Below are 24083 nucleotides of genomic sequence, written 5' to 3' on the forward strand. Positions count from 1 at the left end.
ATTCTAGTATTGCCAACTATGACGCAGTTGCGCGCTCTGTGACAAAAAAAGCCGACCCCGGAGTGCGGGGTCGGCTCTTGTCGTTCAGCCGGAAGTTAAGCTTTCCACCAGCGGCGGGGCTCAACGTTCTCAGGCAGCGTGTTGCCGTCGATTGTACGGACCTCGTCGTAGATTTCCTGGTACGTGTCGAGACCACCGGACCAGCCGTTGATGCGCTCGCGCCACTGTTCCCACAGCTGTGGTTGGAACTCGGGCGAACACATTTCCTCGGCCTTCTTGATCTCGGCGTCAGACAGGAACGCGTTGCGCACGTTGTTTTGCGCAAAGATCGTGCCAGGCAGCTGTGGGTCGGACAGACCAACGGTCTTGACCAGCGCGGCCTCGTTGGCGGCCTGCACGTGGGTTTGTGCCCAGTACGAGGATTCCATGACCGCGTCCTGCAGCTCGCCGCTCAGACCGTCGAACACCGAAGCGTTCATGGCCGTGTGCTCTGTGCCGCAGAAGAAGTTCAGGTGAACCGACTGGGACACAACGGGCGACATGTTGGCATATGCCACGGCCGAGGCCCATGTTTCTGCACCATCGATCAGGCCCTGCTTCAGACCGTCGAGGGTTTCTTCCCAAGCGACCGGAACCGGGTTCAGATTCAGGGCGGTCATTGCGATCCGGCCCAGCTGAGTGCCCGTGACGCGGTTTTTCGTGCCGAACAGTTGCTCGACCGATGTGACGGTTTCGCGATCTTCCCATGCCAGACCCAACTGGATCCCGCGCAGTTCAGCGTGGCTGAACAGGAATTTCAGGCCGTGACGCTTCTCATAGGGCTCGCGCAGCAGCGCTTGCGACTTGGGCGAGTAGAGGAAGTGGTACTGGTCGGCACGGTTACGGAACATGTAGGCATAGTCCAGAACGTTCAGGTAAGGCGCACCGCCCGCCGAGTTCTGTGTGGACGCCGCATAGATGTCGACGATGCCTTGCTGTGCTTTCTCGACGCAGGACACCTGGCCACAGATCTGGTTGTCGCCGATGAATTCGACGCGGATTTCGCCGTCTGTCCGGCTTTCCAGATCGCGGGCAAATTCCAGAGCGCCAGCGCGCTCGATCAACAGGTTACGTGCGTTGAAACCAGCCGCGCCGAACTTCAGCGTGTGCTTGGCTTCCTTGGCAAAGCGCTTTTCATAAGTCGACTCAGCTGCCGAGGCGAGGTTCGCAAGGCTCATGGCCCCACCGAAACCGCCAGCCGCCAGAAGCGTCGAGCTCATGCCGTAACGGCCTGCCACTTTGAACAAATCGCGGCGGGAAATGCCGTTGATCTTGTCACTAATTCCCATGCTATCCTCCCTGATGCATATTTATTGAGACGTTTTATCTCAGAAAAGGCTAGCGCAGGCTGAGCAATCTGCATAGTCTTTTTTTAAAGAAAAGCGAGGGAGGGTGTGCTTTTGGAAGCGGATTACATCATTGTAGGGGCCGGATCGTCCGGTTGCGTCATCGCGAATCGCCTCAGCGCCGACCCATCGAAAAAGGTGATTCTCTTGGAAGCGGGTGGTCGCGACCTTAACCCATGGATCCACATTCCGGTTGGATATTTCAAAACGATCCACAATCCGAAGGTCGATTGGTGTTACAAGACCGAGCCCGATCCGGGCCTGAATGGCCGCTCGATCGAATGGCCGCGCGGCAAGGTTTTGGGCGGCTCGTCCTCGCTGAACGGGTTGCTTTATGTTCGGGGCCAGCCGCAGGATTATGACCGCTGGGCCCAAATGGGCAATCGCGGGTGGGCCTGGGACGACGTGCTGCCCCTGTTCAAACGGTCCGAAAAGAATGAGCGCGGCGCGGATGAGTTTCACGGCGATCAGGGCAACCTGTCGGTGTCCAACATGCGCATCCAGCGCCCGATCACCGATGCCTGGGTGGCTGCCGCGCAGGCCGCAGGCTATCCGTTCAACCCCGATTACAACGGCGCCGAACAGGAAGGTGTCGGTTTCTTTCAGCTGACCGCGCGCAACGGGCGGCGCTGTTCGTCTGCCGTGGCCTTCCTGAACCCGGTCAAAAGCCGCGAGAACCTGCAGATCGTGACCCATGCGCAGGTCGACAAGGTCGAGATCACGGACAAGCGCGCCACCGGCGTCACCTATCGCGACCGCAATGGCACCGCGCACACGGTTACGGCCCGGCAGGAGGTCATCCTGTCTGGCGGTGCGATCAATTCGCCCCAATTGCTGATGCTGTCCGGCATCGGTGAGGCGGCACAGTTGCAGGAACACGGCATCGACGTGATTGCCGACCTGCCCGGCGTGGGCAAGAACATGCAGGACCACCTGCAGGCCCGCCTTGTCTACAAATGCAACGAGCCGACGCTGAATGACGAGGTCAGAAGCCTGTTTGGTCAGGCCAAGATCGGCCTCAAATACCTGATGTTCAGGGCCGGTCCGATGACCATGGCCGCCAGCCTCGCAACCGGGTTCATGAAGACCCGCGACGATCTGGAAACGCCCGACATCCAGTTCCACGTCCAACCGCTGTCGGCAGAGAACCCCGGCAAGGGGGCAGATCCGTTTTCCGCCTTTACCATGTCGGTGTGCCAGCTACGCCCTGAATCCAAAGGGGAAATTCGCCTGACAAGTGCGGATGGGCGCAAGTATCCCAAGATCATCCCGAACTATCTGAGCACCGAAACCGACTGCCGCACAGTGGTTGAAGGTGTGAAGATCGCGCGCAAGATCGCGCGTTGTGCGCCGCTGACCTCAAAAATTTCGGAGGAGTATCGCCCGCACGCCGACCTGCCGATGGATGACTATGATGCGACGCTGGACTGGGCGCGCAACAACACGGCCTCGATCTATCACCCCACGGGCACCTGCAAGATGGGTCAGGACAAGACGGCTGTGGTTGACGAAAACCTGCGGGTGCATGGCATCGCAGGGCTGCGTGTGGCGGACTGTTCCATCATGCCGGAAATCGTGAGCGGCAACACAAACGCGCCTGCGATCATGATCGGTGAAAAGGCATCTGACCTGATCCTGTCATCCGCCTAGCCACTGCGCCAACAGGGGGCAGGCTCGTGCAGGGTCTGAAGCTCTTGCACGGGCGTATCGCCCATCCGGGCGATCAAAAGCCGCGCCAGTTCGCTTCCCGTGGCCACAAGGTCTTCGCTGACCGTGTCGATATCCGGGTAAAGTGTTGGCAGGATCTGTGTGGTCTGCCGACAGATCAGGCTATAGTCGCGCCCCTGCACCATACCGGTGTCGGCCATGCCGCCCATCAAGGCCAGCGTCGCCAGTTCGTTGTTCGAAATGATGGCGTCGAACCGTTCGGGCCGAGCGGCAAGCGCCTGACCAAAGCTGCGGGCGGTGTCGGTCGAGATCAGGATGCCGGTTTCGGTCGCCACCTCGCCGGTCAGGCCATGGGCCGCCAAAGTACGGTGAAAGCCCCCCACGATCTTGGAGAAGTTGGTGGTCGCGTCATCCTCGGCCACCAGCACAAAGCGTTTGCGCCCCTTGGCCAGCAACCGTTCGACCGCCATTTCGACAAAGCGTTCGGCGTGAAAGTCGTGAAAGGCATGGTCGGCATAGAATTCTGTCCGCCCATGCGAGACGAACGGGAAATTCGCGTCGATCAGCATCTGCACACGCGGGTCGCGCGCGCTGGTGTGGGTCAGGATCACGCCATCCGCTGTCCGGTTCTGCAGCACGTAGCGCACCGATTCCTCGGGCGTGGCGCCCTGCAGATCGGGGATGACGTTCAGGTGGTACTTGGTGCCTGACAGGTGCACCCCGATCCCCTCGATCAGCTGGCGGGTATAGTCGATGGTGTTCTTGGCCGGGGACAGGACCAGGGTCAGCACATTGGTCTGCCCCGTACGTAGGCGTACGCCTGCACGATTGGGGACATAGCCCACCTGCTCGGCCGCACGCGCGATCTTGTCCCGCGTTTCCTTCTTCAGCCGACTGCCATCGCGCAGTGACAGCGACACCGTCGACAGGCTAAGCCCTGTCAGCTCGGCAATCGTCTTGAGCGTTGGCGGTTTGCGGTCTTGGTCGGCCATGGCGGCAACTCAGAACATCTGGGGCGGAAACTGTCAAAATATCTGATCAGGCTTTGGGGTATCAGGCAACTGCGAATCGCGTTGCATCGTTGCGATTTGTAAACTCGCAGCTTCGCCGCAACGCGGCAAAACCATGATATTTGTAGAGTTTTTCAGGAAATTTACCGTGAAAGAATTTTGTTGCATCGTTGCAATTACAGGCGCACGATAAAGATACATCCGGCAACACCCTACTGTGGCGACCGGACAAAAAGAGTTTCAAAGGGAGGAGAAACTTATGACCCCGACCCATGGCCTGACAGGCCGTCTGCTGCTTGGCTCCGCACTTGGTCTTGTGCTGGGCGCGAGCGCTGCCCTTGCCGATGACATCCGTTTCTGGACCACGGAAGAGCAGCCCGAGCGACTGGCGAAACAGCAGGAGCTGGCCGCAGAGTTTGCCAAAGCGACCGGCAACAACGTCGAAGTGATCCCCGTATCCGAGAACGATCTGGGCACCCGCACCACGGCGGCCTTTGCCGCGGGCGATCTGCCTGACGTGATCTATCACACGCTGCAATACGCCCTGCCCTGGGCCGAGGCCGGCATTCTGGACACAGAGGCCGCCACCGAAGTTGTCGAGAACCTGGGCCGCGACACGTTTGCAGCCGGTCCGCTGGCGATGGCGGATTACGAGGGCGATGTGGCCTCGGTTCCCGTCGATGGCTGGACACAGATGATCGTCTACCGCGCCGATCTGTTCGAGGAAAAGGGTCTGGCCGCGCCAAACACCTACGCCAACGTGCAAGCCGCACTGGACGCCCTGCACAACCCGCCGGAAATGTATGGCTTTGTTGCCGCGACCAAGGTGGACGAGAATTTCATGTCCCAGGTGCTGGAGCACGTGTTCCTATCCAACGGCGTCTCACCTGTTGGCCCGGACGGGTTCCAGCCGCTGGATGTCGCGGCCACGACCGAAGTGCTGGATTTCTACAAGGCCATCGCCAAGGCGTCGCCTCCGGGAGAGTTGTACTGGAAGCAATCGCGCGAAATCTATTTCGCGGGCGATGCGGCCATGATCATCTGGTCGCCCTTCATCCTGGATGAACTGGCCGGTTTGCGCGATAGTGCAGCACCGACCATCAATGATGACCCGACCACGAAGGAACTGGCGGCCAAGACAGGCATCGTGACCAACTTTGCTGGCCCCTCGAACCCCGGCGGCGCGGCATGGGGTGATGTCCGGTACTTTGGCATCACGTCGGACGCAGATACCGAAACGGCGCAGGCCTTTGTCGAGTATTCGATGAATGACGGCTACATGCAGACGCTGTCCATTGCGGCCGAGGGCAAGTTCCCCGTGCGCACGGGCACTGCGGATGAGCCCGGCAAATTCTCGGCCGCGTGGTCGGAAATCCCCGTGGGTGTGGACCGCAAGGCCCCGATGAAGGACCTCTATTCCGCAGAGATGCTGGACGAGATCGTCGGCGGCCTGAAAGTAGCCCAGCGTTGGGGCGTGGCCGAGGGGCAGCTGTCGCTCGCCTCGAAAATGATCAACAGCCAGGCGATCAACCGCATCGTGCGTCAGTACATCGATGATGAAATCGACGCCGCTGCTGCCGTGGCCGCGATGAACGACGAATTGTCGGCCATCAACTAAGAGCCTCCCAAAGGCACTTGGGGGGCGGGTTCGCCTGCCCCCTCACCTTTCCCCATTTTCTGAGCATCGGAACACCGCATGACGGCCCCGACACCTCCGACCACACGCGGCGCGCTTGAGCGACGCGAGGCGCGGCTCGCATGGAGCTTGCTTTTGCCCACGATTGCGATCGTGAGCCTCGTGATCATCCTGCCGCTTCTGTCGATCTTCTGGATCAGTTTCAAACCTGTGGGCCTGGCCGATCTGCGCCCCGTTGCCCCGGTGATCCGCGAAAGCCTGCGCAGCAGCGGGGACGATTTCCGCATCGAGTACCGCGTGCGCAATTCGTCCCAGCAAAAGGAAATTCGAGGGCTGAGCTTTTCCGACACGCTGCCTGCAGGCGTGACCCTGTCAGAAGTACCAGAGATGTGCACGCTAGTGGGCGCCGCGCTGTCCTGCGACTTTGGCGATGTGCCCGGCGGGTTCAACGAACGCTTGCGCATTCCGGTGGTGCTGGACGGCGATCCGGACGCGTTGGAGGAGATCGTCGAAGGATCAGAGCCCGCGGCCACGGGCAGCGGTGACAACATCCTGACCAATGCCGAATTCACGCTCGAAAACTTTGCCCGTATCTTTGACAGCAAGGAATTCCTGTCGGTGCTGTGGGCCACGTTGTTTTACACAGTGGTTGGTACGGTGGGCGCGCTGGTTGTAGGCCTGTTTGCCGCGCTGCTGCTGAACAAGGACTTCGCGGGCAAGGGTGTGTTGCGCGGCCTTTACCTGTTTCCTTACGTCTCGCCCATCATCGCAGTGGCCTTTACCTGGGTCACACTGCTTGATCCGTTTTCCGGCTCGCTCAACGCGCTGCTCATTCAGATGGGCGTGGTCGAGAGCCCGATCAATTTCTTTGGCCAACGCCCCCTGGCCCTGATCATGGTGACGGTGTTCGAGATCTGGCGCTATTTCCCCCTGTCCTTCCTGTTCATTCTGGCCCGCATGCAATCCATCGACACGGACATGTATGAAGCGGCGGATATGGATGGGGCCTCGCCCTTCCAGAAGTTCTGGTATCTGAGCCTTCCGATGCTGCTGGGCATCCTGTCGGTGCTGTTCCTGCTGCGGTTCATCTGGACGTTTAACAAGTTCGACGACATTTTCCTGCTGACCGGCGGCAATGCGGGCACGCGCACATTGACGGTGAACGTGTACGAACAGGCCTTTGCCATCTCGAACATCGGCGCTGGCGCGGCGGTGGCGGTGGTGATCTTTGCCACATTGCTCGTCTTCTCGGTGTTTTTCTTCAAATACATCAGCCAGGAGGAAGGGCTGTGAGGGAGGTCGCAAAACAAGTTTGTGTCGCGCCAGAGGCGCGCATGGGTCGTGCGCCTGCGGCGGGCGTCGTCAAGGGGCTCCGCCCCTCGGCCTGCGGCCTCACCCCGGCATATTGTCAGAACAATGAAGGGAGCGTGTCATGAGCATTCTGCGACAAGGCGCTGTGACAAGCGCGCTGATCGGCCTGTTCTGGGCGTTCATCATTGCGATCACGGTCTCGGTCACACTGTCTTTTGCCTCGGGCCTCGGGTTCCGCCCTGGCGCGCTCGGTTGCCTGATCCTTGGGATTGGGGGTGGGCTGGCGGTGGTCCATGTGCGCGATGCGCGGCTGGTGCTGGGTGGCTTTGTGCTGGCGGCCCTGATGTTGATGTTCACCCCGCTTGCCCCGCTGCAATTTGGTGAGGCAGTGCCGCTGAGGTGGCAGATGGCCGCGGCCGTCCTGTTCGGCGTCTTTACCGTGTGGCCACTGGTGCGGATGCTGGTCGAGGCCCATCCCGGTGCGCTGAGCCGTCATGCGTTCGAGGATGCGGTGATCAAGTTCCTGACCGGCTTTGGCTACATCGTGTTCACCGCCGCCGTGCTGATCCCGTTTTACGTGATGGTGATGACAAGCCTGAAATCGCAGCAGGCGCTGCTGAAGAACCCGCTGGATTTCTCGATCGAGTTGAGCCGGGGGTGGGACTTGTTCCGCAGCTATGTTGAGCTGTTCGGTCAGTTCAACTTTGGCAGCTATCTGTGGACCAGTTTCTACGTCTCGGTGCTGACCGTTTTCATCACCCTTTTGTTCAGCGTGCCGGGCGCCTATGCGGTGGCGCGCTTGCGGTTCAAGGGGCGGGCGGCGTTTTCGCGCTCGATCCTGTTGATCTACATGGTGCCGATGATCGTGCTGGCCCTACCGATCTACATCGCCTTTTCCATGACCGGCCTGCGCAACACCATTCCGGGTCTATTGATGATCTATCCGGTCACCACGATCCCCGTGGCCCTTTACATGTTGCAGGGTTACTTCCGAGGCCTGCCGGGTGAGGTCGAAGAGGCCGGGCTGATGGACGGGCTGACCCGGTTGCAGGTGATCTGGAAGATCACCCTGCCCCTGTCCCTGCCCGCGATGGTGTCGGTGTCGCTTTATGTCTTCATGATTGCCTGGAACGAGTTCCTGCTCGCCTTCATGCTGCTGGACGATCCATCGAAATTCACGCTGACGCGCGGCGTCGCGATGCTGAACTCCTCTGAAATTCCACGCCAGCACCTGATGGCGGGTGCCGTGATTGCCACTGTGCCGATTATGGCCCTGTTCCTCGGGCTTGAGCGTTTCATGACGAAAGGGCTGACCGCCGGGTCGGTAAAAGGATGATGCGAGATATGACATCCACAGACATGCGCGACGAAGAGGCGCGCGCCATTTTGCAGCGCAATGACAAGGGGGCCTACACCATCCCGACCTCGGGCCTTTATCCCTATCAGTGGAACTGGGACAGCGCCTTTGCGGCCCTTGGCTTTGCCGAGTTTGACCTCGACCGCGCCTGGCGCGAGATCGAGACGTTGATGTCGGGCCAGTGGGACAACGGTATGGTGCCCCACATTCTTTTCCATGCGCCGGATGAGGGGTATTTTCCGAACCATGACGTCTGGCAGGGCACAGGGCCAATCCCGTCCTCTGGCATCAGCCAACCGCCTGTGGCAGCGACAATGGCCCGTATGGTGCTGGCCAAAGACACCGATTTCGGGTCCAGCCGGATTGCCGCGCTCTACCCCGCACTTGTCGCCTGGCATCGCTGGTTCATGGACTGGCGGCTCGATCAGGGGGCGGTGTGCATCACCCACCCGTGGGAGGCCGGGCGTGACAATGCCCCGGATTGGGACGACGCCATGGCTGCCATCACGCCGGAGGGCGTGGGCGCGTACACACGCCGGGATACCACCCATGTGGACGGATCCATGCGCCCGACGAAATACGACTATGACCGCTACATCTGGCTGGTGCAGCGCGGCGCGCGTCTGGGTTGGGATGAGGCGGCGATGCTCAAGGACACGCCGTTCCGCGTGGCCGACCCCACGATGACCTTTACCCTGCTGCGAGCCACGCGTGACCTGATGGCAATGGGCCACACCCTGGGCGAGGATGTGAGTGAGTTGGTGGGCTGGATCAAGACCCTGGAGGCCGGGGCGCAGACCTTGTGGAACGCGGCCCTTGGCTGTTTTGACAGCCGCGACGTGGTCGGGAAAACCTGGGCCGGGGCGGTGTCGAACGCGTCGTTCCTATGCTGGTATGCGGGCATTGATCACCCCGACATGCGCACCCGTTTGGACGAGGTGATGGCACAGGCAAAATACGGTGTGCCCTCGCTTGCGCTCAGCGATCCGCGCTTTGACGGCAAGCGGTATTGGCGCGGGCCGGTCTGGGGCGTGATGAACCTGATGATCAGCACGGGCCTCAGCGAGATGGGCCTGCCCCAGGGCGCGGCGCTGCGCCAAACCACAGCGGACCTGATCGCCGATCACGGCTTTGCCGAGTATTTCGACCCGCGCGACGGGGCGCCTGCGGGCGGCAGTTCTTTCACCTGGACGGCGGCCATCTGGCTTGGCTGGGCGTCCCCGAATACCCGAGGAGCCTGATCATGGGCGCGATTACCCTCAACGCAGTCGAGAAATGGTACGGCGACGTGCAAGTCATCAAGGGCGTCGACCTCGAAATCAACAAGGGTGAATTCGTCGTCTTTGTCGGTCCGTCGGGCTGCGGCAAGTCCACGCTGTTGCGCATGATCGGCGGGTTGGAAGACATCAGTCGCGGATCGCTGGACATTGATGGCACGGACGTAACCGACCAGCCCCCCAGCAAGCGGGGCCTGTCCATGGTGTTCCAGTCCTACGCGCTTTATCCGCACATGTCGGTGCGCGACAACATGGGCTTTTCGCTCAAGACCGCAGGCGCGCCCGCGGCCGAGATCAAGACCAAGGTGGATGCCGCAGCGGACACGCTGAAGCTGGATCAATACCTCGAACGTCGCCCAAAGGACCTGTCGGGCGGGCAACGCCAGCGCGTCGCCATTGGCCGCTCGATCGTGCGCGATCCCACGGCGTTCCTGTTTGACGAGCCTCTGTCAAACCTCGACGCCGCCCTGCGGGTCGAAATGCGCTATGAGATTTCCAAGCTGCACCAGGCCCTGTCGGCCACGATGATCTACGTCACCCATGATCAGGTCGAGGCGATGACATTGGCCGATCGCATCGTGGTGCTGGATGCGGGCCGCATCATCCAGGTCGGCACGCCGCGCGAGCTATACAACAACCCGGGCAATGTGTTCGTAGCGCAGTTCATAGGCAGCCCCAAGATGAACGTTTTTGCCTGTTCGGCGGCGGGCGACACCTACACCGTCGCAGGCGCGCGCAGCGGACCTTACCGCGCCTCGGCCCAAGGTGCCGTGCAGATGGGCATCCGGCCCGAGCATATCGACACAGGTGCTGCGGGGGCTGGCCAGTGCGATGGCACGGTGGACGTGGTCGAATACCTCGGTGCGGACACGTTCGTGCTGTTTGATTGCGGGGATGCGGGCAAGATCAACGTGCGCATATCAGGCGATGCGCAATTGTCGGTTGGTGACGTTCTGGGCCTCAGCTTTGATCCCGAGCGCACGCATTTCTTTGATGCGGATGGGAATGCCATTCCGGCCTAGTCGTCCCACGTCACATCGAATGTGGTGACCACCGCCTGCACCTGCTCTGCGCTGAGGCCGCGGGGCGACATGCCCCGCGTCATCAGGGCCAGGCGCGCGGTGTCTTCCAGCTCTTCTATGGCGTTGCAGGCCGCCTCGACATCCTTGCCCGCCACGACAGGCCCGTGATTGGCCAGCATCACCGCAGACCGCTTGCCCGCGAGGCCCCGCACCGCCGCGCCCATCGCCGGATCGCCCGGCAGAAAGAAGGGCAGCAGCGTGACCTTGCCCAGTTTCATGATGCCATAGGGCGTGAGCGGCGGCAGGAAGTTGTCCGCATCCGCGCCGGGCAGCATCGACAGCGCCACGGAATGGCATGAGTGCAGATGCACGACCGCTCCGGCACTGCTGCGCGTGTCATAGAATGCGCTGTGCAGGGGCATTTCCTTGGTCGGTTTGTCGCCTGCAACGTGTTGGCCTTGCGCATCGAACAGGCTGAGGCGCTCCGGATCGAGACGCCCGAAACTGGTGCCTGTGGGCGAAACGAGCAGGCCGCCATCGTCCGTGCGGGCCGAGATGTTGCCGGTGCTTCCGTGGGTCAGGCCCCGGTCGAACAGGGACTTGGCCAGCAGGCATATCTGTTCGCGCAATGCGCTGTCGCTGCTCATGAACCTGCCAACACTCTGTTTGCCTTTTCAAAGAAGTCTTGTGCGCCGAAGTTCCCGGATTTCAGGGCGACGACCAGATCGTCACCGGCGCGCAATGCCGGCACACCCGGGTCAATCTCTGGCCCGATGTCGAGCGTGTCGAGGCCCAGCCCCTCGACAACCGCGCCCGACGTCTCGCCCCCTGCCGTGATGATCCGCGTCGCGCCGCCATCCCGCACGGCCCGCGCCACATCGGCAAAGAACCCCTCGAGCGCTGTGGCCGAGCGTTCGCGCCCAAAGGCGTCTTGCACCGCGCGTACATCATCTGGGTCGGCGGAGCTGTAGGCGAGCGGAATGCCGTCCTGCGCCAGCAGCCACGCAGCCAGTTCGCCCGCACTGAGCCGCCCCTCGATCACATCCGCCGCCACAATCTCACGCGCCGGATGGCGGGCGGCGTGATGCGTAACCTGCTGCCGCGTCGCGATGGAACAGGAGCCCGACAAAACCACGGCCTTGCCACCCTGCCCCCGCCACGGCACATCACCTGCAACGCAGCCGAAATTGGCGGGCAGACCCAGCGCCACACCGGACCCGCCAGTGATCAGGGGCAGGTTGTGCGCGGCCGCCCCGATGGCCGTCAAATCCGCATCACGGATTGCATCGACCACGATCAGACGATGGCCTGCTTCGTGCTCTGCCTCCAACGCCTGCGCAATCGCATCCGCACCGTCAAAGACGGCTGCTGCCCCCACATGACCCACCGCATGTCGCGTTTGCGGCGCGAGCCAGCGGCGCAGGTCCGGGTCGGTCATCGGTGTGAGCGGGTGGTTCTGCATGCCGCTCTCGCTCAGCAACGTGTCATTCACGAACAGATGGCCCTGGTAGACCGACCGCCCGGTGCCCGGAAACGCGGGGCAGACGATCACCTTGTGCGCATCCAGCGCCTCCGCCAATGCATCCGCAACCGGGCCGATGTTGCCCTCTGGCGTGCTGTCGAAGGTCGAGCAGTATTTGAAGAATATCTGAGTGCAGCCCTGCGCCTGCAACCACTCCAGCACCTCCAGCGATTTCGCCACGGCGTCGGCCACGGGGATCGAGCGGGATTTGAGCGCGACCACACCGGCCTCGACCGATGGATGGGCAGGGCCGTCCGGCACGCCTGTGTACTGCGTCGTGCGCATGCCGCCCTTGGCCAGCGTATTGGCCAGATCGCTGGAGCCTGTGAAATCGTCCCCGATACATCCCAGTTTCATTGTTGTGTTTCCGCCCTGTCCTGTCTTTTGCACACGAAATCACCGCGCCCCTGCACACGCAAGCCCGCAGCCGAATTTCGAGATTTCAGAGCAGGTTGCCCGGTGTCGCCACATCGTGGCGTGCCAGCCGCAGCATATGCCAGGCCAAAACGAGGTTGCTGGACAGAACGGGCACGCCGAGCGCGTCCTGCAAGGGTGCAATGACATCGAGCGTGCGCAGGTTGGTGCAGGACAGGAACAGCCCCTGCACATCCGCGCCCGCCATCACACCCATCGCCGCATCACGGATCGAGGCCGCGTGGATATGGGCCACTGCCGCCTCGCTCGCCTCGTCAAAGCTGCCGAAGGCAGGGGTCGCGATGCCTGCCGTGTCCAGCACCGCGCGCAGCCGGTCCGACACCGACGCCACATAGGGCGACAGGATGGCAATGCGCGACAGGCCCAATGCGGCGCAGGCCGCTGTCAGCGCGGATACAGGTTCTGTCACCGCTTTGGCCTCGGCACCGGCCTGCACTTGCGCCGCAATCGCTCCGGCCCCGATCTGCGCCGTACCCGAGGTGCAGCCATAGCCGATCACATCGAACCCGTGCCCAACCGGGAACAGGCGGGCCGCGTTGCTCAAATGCGCCTCCATCTCGGCCAGACTGTCCGAGGTGACGTCGAGGCCTGAGGGCACGCGCGACACAAGCAGGCTCACATCAACGGGCATGAGGCGGCGGAAATCGTCCTCGACCGTGCGGTCGGCCTGCAGGGCGATCAGCCCCAGCTTGGCGCGGGTATCTGTCAGGCGCGTGTAGGGATAAGCCATGTCAGATCACCGGAAATGTGCGTGGTGCAGGCGTGGATAGATAGGCCGCGCCGGTTTCAGTCACCACGATGTTTTCCTCATGCACCAGCGTGCGGCCCGGCCCCAGTTCCAAGCCGGGTTCAAGCGTCAACACCATGCCCGGTTCCAGCACGGTCTGGTCTGCGGGGATCAGAGAGGGCCATTCGGTCAACTGCATACCCAGCCCATGCCCATAACGCCCCGCATCTGACCCACCTGCCCCACCGGTTAACACGGCATCCATGGCGTGAAACAGATCGCAGGCTCGCGCGCCGGGGCGCACAGCCTCAAACCCCGCATTACAGGCCTCGATCACCCGCGCATAGGCATCTGCGACGTCAGCCGACGGCGCACCCACGGACCAGTTGCGATCAAAGTCGCTGAAATAGCCGTCGCGCACGACACCAGTGTCCAGCATCAGCACATCGCCCATCGCCAAAGGCGCATTCGTTGCGGGCGCGATGATATCGCCATATCCGCCCGGGCCTGCCCCACCGGCAAGGTAGGACACCCAGTCGGCCCCTTCCTCGAGGCACAGCATCTGGAACTTGCGGAACACGTCCGACAGCGGCGCACCGGCCCGCGCAATCTCGGGCACGCGGGCAAAGGCGGCATCGGCAATCGCGCAGGCCGCCCGGATCTTGGCAATCTCGGCCTCGGACTTGATCAGCCGCAATCGCCGCGTGATCCCGGCGTCCCCGACAAACTGCCGTTCTGCCAGCGCCGCGCCCAGAGCCTGCCAGCTGTCGCGCGGCATGTGCACATGGCTCTCCATCCCGCTGGGCACACCGATCCGGCCGCCCTTGGGCACCGTTTCGGCCAGCGCATCGGCCACGAGCGACACGCCGTCATCGGTGTAGTCCGGGCTGCGCCATGTGCGGATGTCGCGCAGCCATGTGGCTGACATCAGTGGCGCGCCGATAGAGGGAATCACGGCAATCGGGTCACCCGAGACAGGCACGATCAGGAACCACGGGCGCGTTGGGCTTTCCCAGAACCGGGTCAGAAAGCCGGTGAAGTAGCGCAGTTCGGCTTCGGTCGTCAGCAGAAGGGCATCAAGATCGGCCTGCGCCATCATCTCTTGGGCGCGATCCAGACGGGCGCGGTATTCGGCCTCTGGAAACCCTTCGCCCATCACTCCGGCCCTTCGGACAGAATGGCCAGCACACGCGCATCCGATCCAAGGCCCAACTGCCCCCGCGCTGCGATCAGCCCGGCAAGGCCCGCAGCCCCGGACGGGGTCGAGTACAGCCCATGCGCGGCGACTGTGTCGGCACCTGCTTGCCCTTCCTCCTCGGACACGGTGACAAAGTCATTCGCATCGCGTGCGAGGCCTTTGAGCGCGATCAGCGAGGGCACTTTGCAATCGAGCCGCCCCATGGCCGACACCGGGCCTGTGGTCTCTACTGGTCCACCCGCCTCGATCGAGGCGATCAGTGCGGGGGCCAGTTCAGGTTCAACCACGATGATGCGCAGGTCATCGCCCCAGTGGGCCCGCGCAATCGCGGCCGCCGCACCGGCAAGGCCACCGACACCGGCCTGCAGGAACAGATGTGTCGGGGGTGCGGGGATTTGATCGAACACCTCGGCCATCAGGGCCAGATACCCCTCCATCAGCCGATGCGGGCGCTCGGCGTAGCCCGCCCAGGAACTGTCCGACAGCAATTCTGCATTCTGTGCATCAGCATGGGCCATAGCGGCGGCCATGCTTGCCTCGTAATCGGCACCTGCGCGCATTACCTCTGCCCCGATGCCGCGCAGCCGTTCGGCAAAGGCTTCGGGCACCGTGTTTGCCAGAAAGATCACGGCGCGCGCGCCAAAGGCCGCAGCGCCTGCCGCCACGGACAGCCCGTGATTGCCCGCACTTGCGGTGACATAGGTGGTGCCGCGCGCTTTTCCCTGCTCAGCATCACAGGCGATCACATAGGCCGCGCCCAGCGCTTTGAAGCTGCCAAGCCCCATGCGCGCCCGCTCGTCCTTTATATGGAGCACCGCAATACCACAGTCCTCCGCCAAGGCAGACGCATCGACCAGCGGTGATACGCCCGCCGTCGGGCAGCGCGCAAGCAAGCCCAGTGGCGCCTGCGCATCCACGCTTGGAAATGGCATGTCATCCAGCGCGGCATGTGTCAGCCCCGTACCGCGATAGGGGTTTGCAACACACCTCAAAACACGATCTGCGCTTTGATCGCCTGGCTGCGGTCTGCCGCCATCTCGAAGGCCGCACCCGCCTGATCCAGCGCAAAGCTGTGCGTGACCAGCGGTGTCACGTCGATCTGGCCGCCCTGCATCATCGCCACGGCGGTAAAGAACTCCTCGTGAAAGCGGAACGATCCTTTGAAGCTGATCTCCTTGGCTGTCATGGCCTGCACGGGCAGCGTCATGTCACCGCCCAGCCCCAATTGGACCAGCGTCGCGCCGGGACGCAGGGCCGGAATGGCTGCGGCGAGGGCGGGCGCCGCGCCACTACATTCAAAATGTACGTCGAAATGCCCCTTGTCAGCGGCATATGCCTCGAGCCCATCCGGCGTTTCGGCCATATTGATTGTGCGGTCGGCCCCGACCTTGCGCGCCATGTCCAGCGTAAAGGGCGCGATGTCGGTCGCCACAACCTCAACCGCACCGGCGGCGCGCGCGACAAGCACGCAAAGCTGCCCGATGGGGCCGCATCCTGTTACCAGCACCCGCTTGCCCATCAGATCCCCGGCCTGACGCGCGGCGTGCAGGCAGACCGACAACGGCTCAGCCACGGCGGCCTCGGCTGCGCTCAGCCCATCAGCGGGGGCGCATTGGGCGGCGTCGGCCACGATGTATTCGCGAAAGGCGCCCTGAATATGCGGGAACGGCATGGCCGACCCGTAAAAGCGCATGTTGAGGCAGTGTTGCGGCGATCCCTCGTGACAGAACTTGCACGCATGGCAGGGGCGCGAGGGTGAAATGGCCACCAGCTGATCAACTGACAGGCCGTCAACACCCGCGCCGACCTCGACCACATGGCCCGCCACCTCGTGGCCCAGGATCATCGGTTCGCGCAGGCGCACCGTGCCGAACCCGCCGTGCTGGTAGTAATGCAGGTCGGAGCCGCAGATACCGCCCGCCGCCATTCTGACCAGAACCTGGCCCGGGCCCGGCACCGGCATCTCGCGTTCTTCGACCCGCAAATCCTTTGCGGCGTGGACAACGATGGCTTTCATTTGCGGACCCCTTCCCTAATGCTGATAGTGCCACCATGCGCCCCCAAACGGTGGGGCACAAGCCGTGTTGACCCCGCTTTGAGGCGGACTTACGTTACCGGTATCGTAAAATCGCTTTTGAAAGGCCCTCCACGACATGAGTACATCCCTTTTTTCGCTTGCAGGCACCCGCGCCCTGATCACCGGATCATCCCAAGGAATCGGTCTGGCCCTCGCCGCAGGCATGGGCGCCGCCGGGGCGGAGATTGTGCTCAATGGTCGGGATACCTCCAAACTCGAGGCGGCAGCGGCGGCGCTGACGGCCAAGGGGATCACAACCCATGCGCTGGCCTTTGACGCCACCGACCATGACGGCGTGCGCGCCGCCGTGGACGGGTTCGAGGCCAAGACCGGCCCCATCGACATTCTGATCAACAACGCCGGGATGCAGCACCGGACCGAGCTGGAAAATTTCCCCGCCGACGCGTTCGAGAGGCTGCTGCAAACCAACGTGGCCAGTGTGTTTCACGTCGGCCAGGCCTGCGCGCGCCACATGATCGGGCGCGGAGCGGGCAAGATCATCAACATTGCCTCGGTGCAGACCGCGCTGGCCCGTCCAGGCATCGCGCCCTACACCGCGACCAAGGGGGCCGTGGCGAACCTGACCAAAGGCATGGCCACTGACTGGGCCAAGCATGGGCTGCAATGCAACGCCATCGCGCCGGGTTACTTCGACACGCCGCTGAACGCGGCCCTTGTCGCCGATCCCGAGTTCTCCGCGTGGTTGGAAAAGCGGACGCCGGCAGGGCGCTGGGGTCAGGTCGAAGAGTTGGTGGGGGCGGCCGTCTTCCTGTCCTCTGCCGCGTCGAGCTTTGTAAACGGTCACACGCTTTATGTGGACGGCGGCATCACCGCGTCACTGTAATCTCACAGCCTGCGGCGCAGGAACGCATCAATGGCACGGCGCAGATGCAGCGGATTGTCCGTGTGCAGCATGTGCCCGCCTGACACTTGCACCAGTTCTGCATCCGGGATCCGCAAGGCTGCCAGTTGCGCGCCCCGGTGAGTGGCCCGGTTCTGGCGCCCGACAACGATCAGGGTCGGCACGCTAATGCCCTCAAGCAGCGGGCGCCCGTCATAGGTTGCCGCCGCCTCCATCGCTGCCATCAGGCCTGGTCGATCGTGTTGCGCCAACTGCCGTTGCAATTCGCACCGGGTCGCAGGGGACTGCCCCATCACCGACAGTTTCCTGAGCCATGCGAGGGGCGCCATGTGCATCATGGACCTGGCGATCACCGCCGACATGCGCCCCAAGCGGGTATCACGCACGGTCGGCACCGCTTCGACCAGGACGAGGGCCGCGACCCGCTCACGGGCCAGGTGGGCCAGTTCAAGCGCGACCATACCGCCGAGTGAATGCCCGATGAGCACGGCCTGATCCGGCACATGCGGCAACAGCGCGCGCGCGAACCCTTCGACACGCGGGGGGTCGATGGCCGGTGCGCGCCCATGTCCGGGCAGATCGGGGGTCTGCGCAAGGGGCAACTGTTGTGTCATGCCCCGCCATGTGGAGCCGGACAGTCCGGCCCCATGCAGCCACAGGCTGGGCCGTCGCTCAAGCGGGGAGGTCGGCTCGGACCGGCTGAGCGCGGCCACCGGGATGCCTTCGCATGGGACATGTTTCATTGTTCATCTTCTCAATGGTTACCACGATGGTGCTGGGCCACATGTTCAGGTTGCCACAGCACGTACATACTAGCGCGAAACGATCCCGATATCGTCCGACTGCACCCTCCATCTGTCCTGCCCTATCCGTCCAGACAGTTTCCCGCCTATGGCCGCGTTGAGACACCTGCGCTTTCGCATTATATCGCCGCTGTGGTCGCGATCCATTTTGATCGGCGTCGAAGCCGGCCGCAGAGAGGTGCGTTATGGTCATCGATCCCGATTTGTTTTTTGCAGCGACACAAGTGGCAGGTATTTCCATTGCCTGCTTGGCGGCCCTGTTGGCGCTGTCTCAACGGGGCGCGCGCCCGTTGAAGGCAACGCTGGTTCTGTTCTTTGTCGCTTTGGCGTTGAGCGAGGCGGAATCGGTGGCCGAGATCGTCATGCACGAGATGCCCCAGACCTTTGGCGACACGCTGCGCGCATTCAGTTTTGCCTGTAACTTCTTTGTTGCCCCGCTTTTTCTGTTTCACGTTCGTTTTCTCACCGGTGCCAGCCGCGCCTCGTCCCACCGGTACGGGCTGCATGCGCATTTTGCGCTGCCGATGCTCGCCATCGCGGTTTCGCTGTGGTTTCTCGCCCTGCCAGAGGATTTGCGCGCGCAGATGAATGAGGGTGTGCAATTCGAGGTGTTGCCGATTGGAGCACAGGCGGTTGTCCTGTCCCTGATCGCGCTCGAGTTCCTGATTTACATCCAATGGCTGGTCTACGTGGTCTGGGTCTTTCGCCAGCAAGTGCGCCACCTCGCCCGGCTCAAGCAGCATTTCGCCAGCACTGACGGGCTGGAGATGCGCTGGGTCACAGTGCTGAGTTCTGTTCTTGGACTGTACTCGCTCCTCAGCCTTGCGGGCTTCGTGCTCTCCATCATGGGGTTGGAAGATCCCATCGGGCGCGAGCTTGATAGTTCGCTTGTGCTGGTCCTGGTGATCCTGCTGGCATTGTGGGGTCTGCGCCCCTCGGTCGGATTCGAAGAGGCCTCGCGCACGATCGCCAATTCGGACGAGGGACGCGCATCGAAATATGAAAAAAGTGCCCTCGCCCTCGATCAGGCCGACCGCATTGCGCGCAAACTGGTCGCCGCGATGAGCCGGGATCGGCTCTACCGTGATCCGACCCTGACGCTGGCTTCGCTGTCCAAACATGTTGGTGTGTCGACAAACTATGTGTCCCAGACACTGAACGAGCATCTGGGCCAGTCGTTTTTTGATTTCGTCAATGGCTGGCGCGTGCAGGAAGCCATCCCGCTGGTCGAGCAAAGCGACCAGACCGTGCTGTCCATCGCATACGAGGTCGGGTTCAACTCGCGATCGTCTTTCTACACCGCGTTTCGCAAAAAGACCGGGCTGACCCCGTCCGCCTTCAAGGCCAAACAAGCCGTGTCGCGGTCGGTTCAATTGTGAGTGCGGTCAGCGGTCCGCCACGCGCCGCTTTCGCATCCATAATCCGTCCGTCCCGATAGGAACGGGCGACATCAGTGCCACGCCGCCGCATTCCGCCGCCAGTCTTTCGTTCGAAAAAGGGAGAGTCAGAGTGGTTTTTGAAAAAGGCATTATCGAAACGGCCATGCCAGCGGCACAGATCGGTGCCGCGCTGTTGGCGCTTGGCGGATGTGGTGAGACTACACCGCATCATTACAGGACCGACGCACCGATAGAATACCGCTATAGCCAGCCCGGCCAATACGCCGAACGGCGCATCGAGCTGTCAGCGCTGGAGGGGCAGACCCAGTACGCCGTGTACCTGCCCGACGATGCGGGCGGCCCGCATCCCGTCGTCATCTGGCAAAACGGGACCGGTGTGGACATCGATACATATGATGCCATCGCGCGGCATCTGGCGTCCTGGGGTGTCATTGTCCTTGGGCATTATGACGGGCAGATGGGATCGGGTCAGGCGGCGATCACCTCTTTGCGCCACGCGCAGCAATGGACGGATGCGCCGGGCCATCCGCTTCATGCGCGGCTGGATATGGACCGGGTGGCCATGGCCGGGTCGTCGCAAGGTGCTGTGGGCACGATCAACGCCCACACCCGCTTTGCCGCGGGGCGCGCGCTGCGCACAATTGCGATCCACGGCACACCGTCCAGACAGGCCATCGACTTTTTCCGGCTGGACCTCGATTATGATGCCAGTGCCATCACGGCGCCCGTCTTTATCATGACGGGCACCGAGGACAGCTTTATCTCGCCCGTCAGCCTGAACCGGGCGATCTATGACGGCCTGCCCAAAGCCACCCCCGGCGTGCTGGGCGTATCCACCAACGCCGACCACATCGAGTTTGCCAATGATGCGGGGCGGATGCGCGGTTACCTCACCGCATGGCTGGCCTTCCACCTGCTCGGGGATCACAGCGCCGCGCAGGCCTTTGTCGGGCCTGCTGAAATCACCACAAACCCGGATTGGAGCATGGCCCATGTTGCATATTGAACCCCGCAGACCGAAACAGCAGGCCCTTCTCGGCCAATACCGTCTGCGCCGCAAAATCCCGCCGCGGGTCTATGCGTTTCTGATCATCGGCATCGCCTTGATCATCATGGGTCGCTGGATGCAGGCCGCTGCCGACACGCCAGACCTGTCGGACATGGTGGCGCAATCGGGCATCGACCCGATGGCCTCGACCCTGCTGATCACGCGGCTGTCCGACGGACAGGTCTGGGCCAGCAACAAGCCCCGGTCGACGCAGCGCTTTTCCCCTGCGTCGACCTCAAAATCCCGCACACGCTGGTGGCATTGGAAACGGGCACTGCGCAGGCCGACACCCTGTTCAAATGGGAGGGGCAGCCGACATGGAACGAGGATTGGAAGCGCGATCACACATTGCAGAGTGCCTTTCGCAACTCGGTCGTGTGGATTTACCAGGACATCGTGCAGCAGGTCGGCGCACCCGGAATGGAGGCGTGGCTGCAACGCCTCGACTACGGCAATGCCACAACGGGTGGCCCGGACACTCTGACCACCTACTGGCTGAATGATACGCTGCAAATCTCGGCCGTGGAACAAGTCGACTTCCTGACGCGGCTGGTCGAGCAGCGCCTGCCGATATCGCCCGAAACCTATGCCGCTGCGGATGATATCATGCTTGCAGACACGGGCGAGGGCTGGGAATTGCGGGCCAAGACCGGGTGGCGCCACGGCAGGGACATCATGGATATCGGCTGGTATGTGGGCTGGGTCGCATGCGGCGATGATCACTACGTCTTTGCGCTGAACATGGACATGCCCGATTCCTCGTTTCGGGACTTTCGGCAATCGACGGCAATGTCCGTTCTGACCGACATTGGCGCATTCAATTGCAATTAGGCGCGCCCACACTGTCCTGACCTGATGGGCGAGACGACAGCGCACGCGCGAGGGGCCAGATCGAGGGAAACACACGGAGACCTCGCATGCACAAATGGCCCTTCCTCATCTGCTTCTGCCTCGGCGCCACACTGGCGCGCGCCGAGGATACCACACAGCTCGATGGCATCTGGATGACCGATGGATATGGCACATTGGCCGAGATCGCGGACGGGCACGTACAGCTTTATCAGATTGCAGGCGACATCTGCCTGCCCGAGCATGAAGCGCCCCAGCCGCTGGCCACCATGTTGCCCGGCATGACGTTTGATGTGGCCACTGACGGGCAGTCGCTGACCGCGCATTTCCCGATGGACCCTTACAGGATAAGGGCGACCCGGATTGCGGCCCTGCCCGATGCCTGTTTGCGCCCCCCGCCCGATACCCCCTCGGCAATTTCGAGGCCTTCGCCGCCTTCTTCGCGCATAACTATGCGTTCTTTCATCTCTATGATGTGGATTGGGCCAAGCGCGTGAATGACGCGCGCCAAGAGGTTCGTCCGGACATGGATGATGCCGACCTGTTTGCCCTCATGTCCCGGATGATCACCCCCCTGCGCGATGGGCATGTCGGGATGTTTGCCGAGATCGATGGCAACGACCGGTGGTTTGCTCCCCATCGCGGGCGCACGAACACGCATATCCGCGCTCAGGCCGAGGCGGCGGGCAAAGATCCCTTTGTCACGCTGGAAACCTTTCGCCAGGACCTTTGGTTCAACAGTATCGCGAACGGCATCCTGGGCGGAGAGGGGCACCTGGCTGGCAACCAGCGCGTCCAGTACGGCATGGCCGCCGATACTGTCGGATACCTCGCGCTTGCCACATTGGGCGGGTTCGGACCCCAAGACGCGAACCCCCATGAACAGCTTGCGGCCACCCAGGCCATTCTCGAAGAGGTCATGTGGTACTTCAAAACTGCCGGAGCCAAGACGCTTATCCTCGACCTGAGCCTGAATCTGGGCGGCAATGACTTCACTGCGCGCGAGGTTGCCAGTCGCTTTGCCGTCGGGCCGACCCACGGATACACGAAATTCGCATCCGACGCAGAAACGCCCAATGACGCGCATGTCGTCGTTTTGCCCAGCACCGGCAAACGGTTTTCCGGCGAGGTCTATGTGCTGACCAGCAACGTGACCATCAGCGCCGGAGAGATCCTGACATTGACCCTGCGCGCCATGCCGCAGGTCCGCCATGTCGGAGAACGGTCGCGCGGCGCATTTTCTTCGGTACTTGCCAAGACATTGCCGAACGGATGGCAACTGTTGCTGTCGAACGAGACCTACCTGGATGCGGATGGCACCCATTGGGAAGGGCGCGGCATCAAACCCCATCTGGAGATGCTGGTCTTTTCCGATCTCGCGCCCATCGAAAGCCATGCACAAACTGTCGAAGCGCTGATCAGCGCGTTGGACTAGCAGGGGCCATGACAGGCGCCTTTAGGATCATGTTTATCTGATGTGAGGTTCAAGAATGTGGAAATTGACTGAGTGGGTGCATCGCGCAGGCCGGTGCCTGATCCTTGGGGCCGCCGTGCTGGTCGCGAGTGATGCCACCGCCCAATCACAGGGCAGCGCTGGCACTGTGCGCCAGATCGCCTTCAGCTTTGATGATGCACCGCGCAAGGACGGCCCAGTCTTTGGCGGAATGACGCGCACCAACGTATTGATCGCGGCCCTTGCCAAAGCCAAGGTCGAGGGCGCCGCCTTTTACGTGCTGACGGGCAGTATCACCAAAACACCCTCCGGCGCGGACAGGCTGCGCGCCTATGTGGAGGCAGGGCATGTTCTGGCCAACCACTCCGACAGCCATCCCAGGCTGCGCGAGACCACTCCAGATGCCTACCTGCAAGACATCGACTTGGCGGCGACACGGCTTGGGGCCTTCGATGGTGTTCTGCCCCTCTTTCGCTATCCCTATCTGGATGAGGGCGACACGCCAGCCAAACGGCGCGCGGTCAAGGACGGGCTTGCCGCGCGCGGCCTCGCCAACGGGTACGTGACCATTGACACCTATGACTGGTACATGCAGGCCCTGCTGGACGAGGCGATCGCCGCCGGTCATCCCGTCGATTTCGAAGCGCTCGGCGCGGTCTATGTCGAGGTGATGATGGAAGGGATCGCATTCTATGACGCACTGGCCAGCGACACCCTGGGGCGAGCGCCGCGCCACGTTCTGTTGCTGCACGAAAACGATCTGGCGGCCCTCTACGTGGATGATCTGGCGGTGGCGTTGCGCGCCGAAGGTTGGGAGATCGTGCCGACACAAACCGCCTATGCCGACCCAATCGCGCAGGTCGTGCCCGAGACGGAATTCAATGGTCAGGGTCGCGTGGCCGCCATTGCTCATGCACGCGGCACCCCTCCGCGCCACCTCGTCTCGCGAGTCGAGGACGTCGACTATCTCAGAACCCTGTTCGAGGCACGCGGCTTGCTCCCCTCGACCAAACGCAAGGACGATCCCTGAGCTCGTTTCCAAT

The 24083-nt window shown here is 62.4% G+C and carries 24 protein-coding genes; 13 read left to right on the forward strand and 11 right to left on the reverse strand.

Annotation, left to right across the window (positions count from 1 at the left end):
- Window positions 1-95: 95 nt before the first annotated feature.
- A complete protein-coding gene (locus ACMHLQ_RS06440; RefSeq protein WP_415403964.1) occupies window positions 96-1328 on the reverse strand; it encodes a TRAP transporter substrate-binding protein in 1233 nt (410 codons plus the stop codon).
- Between the two features lie 111 nt (window positions 1329-1439).
- On the opposite strand from ACMHLQ_RS06440, the gene ACMHLQ_RS06445 reads away from it, so the two are divergent.
- Window positions 1440-3035, forward strand: coding sequence for a GMC family oxidoreductase (locus tag ACMHLQ_RS06445; protein ID WP_415405239.1), 1596 nt, complete (start codon window positions 1440-1442; stop codon window positions 3033-3035).
- Here ACMHLQ_RS06445 and ACMHLQ_RS06450 read toward each other — a convergent pair.
- Window positions 3032-4045 (reverse strand): LacI family transcriptional regulator, encoded by a 1014-nt coding sequence (locus tag ACMHLQ_RS06450; RefSeq protein ID WP_415403965.1) that lies wholly within the window; start codon window positions 4043-4045, stop codon window positions 3032-3034. The genes ACMHLQ_RS06445 and ACMHLQ_RS06450 overlap by 4 nt on opposite strands.
- 33 nt (window positions 4046-4078) lie before the next feature.
- A complete protein-coding gene (locus ACMHLQ_RS06455) occupies window positions 4079-4264 on the reverse strand; it encodes a hypothetical protein (protein WP_415403966.1) in 186 nt (61 codons plus the stop codon).
- A gap of 58 nt (window positions 4265-4322) precedes the next feature.
- On the opposite strand from ACMHLQ_RS06455, the gene ACMHLQ_RS06460 reads away from it, so the two are divergent.
- The 5 genes from ACMHLQ_RS06460 to ACMHLQ_RS06480 all read left to right on the forward strand — a co-directional run bounded on the left by ACMHLQ_RS06460 (window position 4323) and on the right by ACMHLQ_RS06480 (window position 10666).
- Complete coding sequence (locus ACMHLQ_RS06460; protein ID WP_415403967.1) at window positions 4323-5681, forward strand: ABC transporter substrate-binding protein; 1359 nt, start codon at window positions 4323-4325, stop codon at window positions 5679-5681.
- A 78-nt stretch (window positions 5682-5759) separates the two neighbouring features.
- Entirely contained in the window at window positions 5760-6992 is a 1233-nt protein-coding gene (locus tag ACMHLQ_RS06465) for a carbohydrate ABC transporter permease (protein WP_415403968.1), read from the forward strand.
- A gap of 139 nt (window positions 6993-7131) precedes the next feature.
- Window positions 7132-8346, forward strand: a complete 1215-nt coding sequence (locus ACMHLQ_RS06470) for a carbohydrate ABC transporter permease (protein WP_415403969.1) — start codon at window positions 7132-7134, stop codon at window positions 8344-8346.
- Window positions 8347-8354: 8 nt separating this feature from the next.
- Window positions 8355-9608 (forward strand): MGH1-like glycoside hydrolase domain-containing protein, encoded by a 1254-nt coding sequence (locus ACMHLQ_RS06475; protein WP_415403970.1) that lies wholly within the window; start codon window positions 8355-8357, stop codon window positions 9606-9608.
- 2 nt (window positions 9609-9610) lie between these two features.
- The gene (locus tag ACMHLQ_RS06480) at window positions 9611-10666 is read left to right on the forward strand and encodes an ABC transporter ATP-binding protein (protein WP_415403971.1); all 1056 of its coding nucleotides are present in this window, start codon (window positions 9611-9613) and stop codon (window positions 10664-10666) included.
- Here the strand turns inward: ACMHLQ_RS06480 and ACMHLQ_RS06485 are convergent.
- The 6 genes from ACMHLQ_RS06485 to ACMHLQ_RS06510 form a co-directional block, all read right to left on the reverse strand.
- Window positions 10663-11313, reverse strand: coding sequence for an aldolase (locus ACMHLQ_RS06485; protein WP_415403972.1), 651 nt, complete (start codon window positions 11311-11313; stop codon window positions 10663-10665). The genes ACMHLQ_RS06480 and ACMHLQ_RS06485 overlap by 4 nt on opposite strands.
- Window positions 11310-12545, reverse strand: coding sequence for a 3-oxo-tetronate kinase (gene otnK, locus ACMHLQ_RS06490; protein WP_415403973.1), 1236 nt, complete (start codon window positions 12543-12545; stop codon window positions 11310-11312). Before otnK ends, ACMHLQ_RS06485 begins: the two co-directional genes overlap by 4 nt.
- Window positions 12546-12630: 85 nt before the next feature.
- Window positions 12631-13353, reverse strand: a complete 723-nt coding sequence (locus ACMHLQ_RS06495) for an Asp/Glu racemase (RefSeq protein WP_415403974.1) — start codon at window positions 13351-13353, stop codon at window positions 12631-12633.
- Window position 13354: 1 nt separating this feature from the next.
- A complete protein-coding gene (locus tag ACMHLQ_RS06500) occupies window positions 13355-14506 on the reverse strand; it encodes a M24 family metallopeptidase (RefSeq protein WP_415403975.1) in 1152 nt (383 codons plus the stop codon).
- Window positions 14506-15480 (reverse strand): pyridoxal-phosphate dependent enzyme, encoded by a 975-nt coding sequence (locus ACMHLQ_RS06505; protein ID WP_415403976.1) that lies wholly within the window; start codon window positions 15478-15480, stop codon window positions 14506-14508. The genes ACMHLQ_RS06500 and ACMHLQ_RS06505 overlap by 1 nt, the downstream gene beginning before the upstream one ends.
- Before the next feature lie 56 nt (window positions 15481-15536).
- On the reverse strand, window positions 15537-16565 hold the full coding sequence (locus ACMHLQ_RS06510) for an L-idonate 5-dehydrogenase (protein ID WP_415403977.1): 1029 nt from the start codon (window positions 16563-16565) through the stop codon (window positions 15537-15539).
- Window positions 16566-16701: 136 nt separating this feature from the next.
- Here ACMHLQ_RS06510 and ACMHLQ_RS06515 point away from each other — a divergent pair, with 136 nt between their 5' ends.
- Window positions 16702-17469, forward strand: a complete 768-nt coding sequence (locus ACMHLQ_RS06515; RefSeq protein WP_415403978.1) for an SDR family oxidoreductase — start codon at window positions 16702-16704, stop codon at window positions 17467-17469.
- Between the two features lie 2 nt (window positions 17470-17471).
- Here ACMHLQ_RS06515 and ACMHLQ_RS06520 read toward each other — a convergent pair whose 3' ends face one another.
- Complete coding sequence (locus ACMHLQ_RS06520; RefSeq protein ID WP_415403979.1) at window positions 17472-18230, reverse strand: alpha/beta fold hydrolase; 759 nt, start codon at window positions 18228-18230, stop codon at window positions 17472-17474.
- A 245-nt stretch (window positions 18231-18475) separates the two neighbouring features.
- On the opposite strand from ACMHLQ_RS06520, the gene ACMHLQ_RS06525 reads away from it, so the two are divergent.
- Both ACMHLQ_RS06525 and ACMHLQ_RS06530 read left to right on the forward strand, forming a co-directional pair.
- The gene (locus ACMHLQ_RS06525; protein WP_415403980.1) at window positions 18476-19669 is read left to right on the forward strand and encodes a helix-turn-helix domain-containing protein; all 1194 of its coding nucleotides are present in this window, start codon (window positions 18476-18478) and stop codon (window positions 19667-19669) included.
- Window positions 19670-19799: 130 nt separating this feature from the next.
- Window positions 19800-20696 carry a hypothetical protein gene (locus ACMHLQ_RS06530; RefSeq protein ID WP_415403981.1) on the forward strand — a complete coding sequence of 299 codons (897 nt, stop codon included), beginning with the start codon at window positions 19800-19802 and terminating at the stop codon, window positions 20694-20696.
- 69 nt (window positions 20697-20765) lie between these two features.
- On the opposite strand, the gene ACMHLQ_RS06535 is transcribed toward ACMHLQ_RS06530, so the two are convergent.
- Window positions 20766-20987, reverse strand: coding sequence for a hypothetical protein (locus ACMHLQ_RS06535; RefSeq protein WP_415403982.1), 222 nt, complete (start codon window positions 20985-20987; stop codon window positions 20766-20768).
- Between the two features lie 6 nt (window positions 20988-20993).
- Between ACMHLQ_RS06535 and ACMHLQ_RS06540 the strand changes: the two genes are divergently transcribed.
- From ACMHLQ_RS06540 to ACMHLQ_RS06555, 4 genes are all read left to right on the forward strand, one after another.
- Window positions 20994-21569, forward strand: a complete 576-nt coding sequence (locus ACMHLQ_RS06540; protein WP_415403983.1) for a penicillin-binding transpeptidase domain-containing protein — start codon at window positions 20994-20996, stop codon at window positions 21567-21569.
- Window positions 21570-21655: 86 nt separating this feature from the next.
- Complete coding sequence (locus ACMHLQ_RS06545) at window positions 21656-22084, forward strand: hypothetical protein (RefSeq protein WP_415403984.1); 429 nt, start codon at window positions 21656-21658, stop codon at window positions 22082-22084.
- A gap of 29 nt (window positions 22085-22113) precedes the next feature.
- On the forward strand, window positions 22114-23022 hold the full coding sequence (locus ACMHLQ_RS06550) for a S41 family peptidase (RefSeq protein WP_415403985.1): 909 nt from the start codon (window positions 22114-22116) through the stop codon (window positions 23020-23022).
- Window positions 23023-23077: 55 nt separating this feature from the next.
- The gene (locus ACMHLQ_RS06555) at window positions 23078-24070 is read left to right on the forward strand and encodes a polysaccharide deacetylase family protein (RefSeq protein WP_415403986.1); all 993 of its coding nucleotides are present in this window, start codon (window positions 23078-23080) and stop codon (window positions 24068-24070) included.
- Window positions 24071-24083 lie beyond the last annotated feature (13 nt).

The organism is Tateyamaria algicola (assembly GCF_047715485.1).
Taxonomy (GTDB): Bacteria; Pseudomonadota; Alphaproteobacteria; order Rhodobacterales; family Rhodobacteraceae; genus Tateyamaria.

What these genes read in the sequence shown, in the direction of transcription:
- ACMHLQ_RS06440 (WP_415403964.1), bottom strand. Translation starts at nt 1,328, where the DNA reads ATGGGAATTAGTGACAAGATCAACGGCATTTCCCGCCGCGATTTGTTC.
- ACMHLQ_RS06450 (WP_415403965.1), bottom strand. Translation starts at nt 4,045, where the DNA reads ATGGCCGACCAAGACCGCAAACCGCCAACGCTCAAGACGATTGCCGAG.
- ACMHLQ_RS06455 (WP_415403966.1), bottom strand. Translation starts at nt 4,264, where the DNA reads ATGTATCTTTATCGTGCGCCTGTAATTGCAACGATGCAACAAAATTCT.
- ACMHLQ_RS06460 (WP_415403967.1), top strand. Translation starts at nt 4,323, where the DNA reads ATGACCCCGACCCATGGCCTGACAGGCCGTCTGCTGCTTGGCTCCGCA.
- ACMHLQ_RS06465 (WP_415403968.1), top strand. Translation starts at nt 5,760, where the DNA reads ATGACGGCCCCGACACCTCCGACCACACGCGGCGCGCTTGAGCGACGC.
- ACMHLQ_RS06470 (WP_415403969.1), top strand. Translation starts at nt 7,132, where the DNA reads ATGAGCATTCTGCGACAAGGCGCTGTGACAAGCGCGCTGATCGGCCTG.
- ACMHLQ_RS06475 (WP_415403970.1), top strand. Translation starts at nt 8,355, where the DNA reads ATGACATCCACAGACATGCGCGACGAAGAGGCGCGCGCCATTTTGCAG.
- ACMHLQ_RS06480 (WP_415403971.1), top strand. Translation starts at nt 9,611, where the DNA reads ATGGGCGCGATTACCCTCAACGCAGTCGAGAAATGGTACGGCGACGTG.
- ACMHLQ_RS06485 (WP_415403972.1), bottom strand. Translation starts at nt 11,313, where the DNA reads ATGAGCAGCGACAGCGCATTGCGCGAACAGATATGCCTGCTGGCCAAG.
- otnK (WP_415403973.1), bottom strand. Translation starts at nt 12,545, where the DNA reads ATGAAACTGGGATGTATCGGGGACGATTTCACAGGCTCCAGCGATCTG.
- ACMHLQ_RS06495 (WP_415403974.1), bottom strand. Translation starts at nt 13,353, where the DNA reads ATGGCTTATCCCTACACGCGCCTGACAGATACCCGCGCCAAGCTGGGG.
- ACMHLQ_RS06500 (WP_415403975.1), bottom strand. Translation starts at nt 14,506, where the DNA reads ATGGGCGAAGGGTTTCCAGAGGCCGAATACCGCGCCCGTCTGGATCGC.
- ACMHLQ_RS06505 (WP_415403976.1), bottom strand. Translation starts at nt 15,480, where the DNA reads ATGCCATTTCCAAGCGTGGATGCGCAGGCGCCACTGGGCTTGCTTGCG.
- ACMHLQ_RS06510 (WP_415403977.1), bottom strand. Translation starts at nt 16,565, where the DNA reads ATGAAAGCCATCGTTGTCCACGCCGCAAAGGATTTGCGGGTCGAAGAA.
- ACMHLQ_RS06515 (WP_415403978.1), top strand. Translation starts at nt 16,702, where the DNA reads ATGAGTACATCCCTTTTTTCGCTTGCAGGCACCCGCGCCCTGATCACC.
- ACMHLQ_RS06520 (WP_415403979.1), bottom strand. Translation starts at nt 18,230, where the DNA reads ATGAAACATGTCCCATGCGAAGGCATCCCGGTGGCCGCGCTCAGCCGG.
- ACMHLQ_RS06525 (WP_415403980.1), top strand. Translation starts at nt 18,476, where the DNA reads ATGGTCATCGATCCCGATTTGTTTTTTGCAGCGACACAAGTGGCAGGT.
- ACMHLQ_RS06545 (WP_415403984.1), top strand. Translation starts at nt 21,656, where the DNA reads ATGCACAAATGGCCCTTCCTCATCTGCTTCTGCCTCGGCGCCACACTG.
- ACMHLQ_RS06550 (WP_415403985.1), top strand. Translation starts at nt 22,114, where the DNA reads ATGGATGATGCCGACCTGTTTGCCCTCATGTCCCGGATGATCACCCCC.
- ACMHLQ_RS06555 (WP_415403986.1), top strand. Translation starts at nt 23,078, where the DNA reads ATGTGGAAATTGACTGAGTGGGTGCATCGCGCAGGCCGGTGCCTGATC.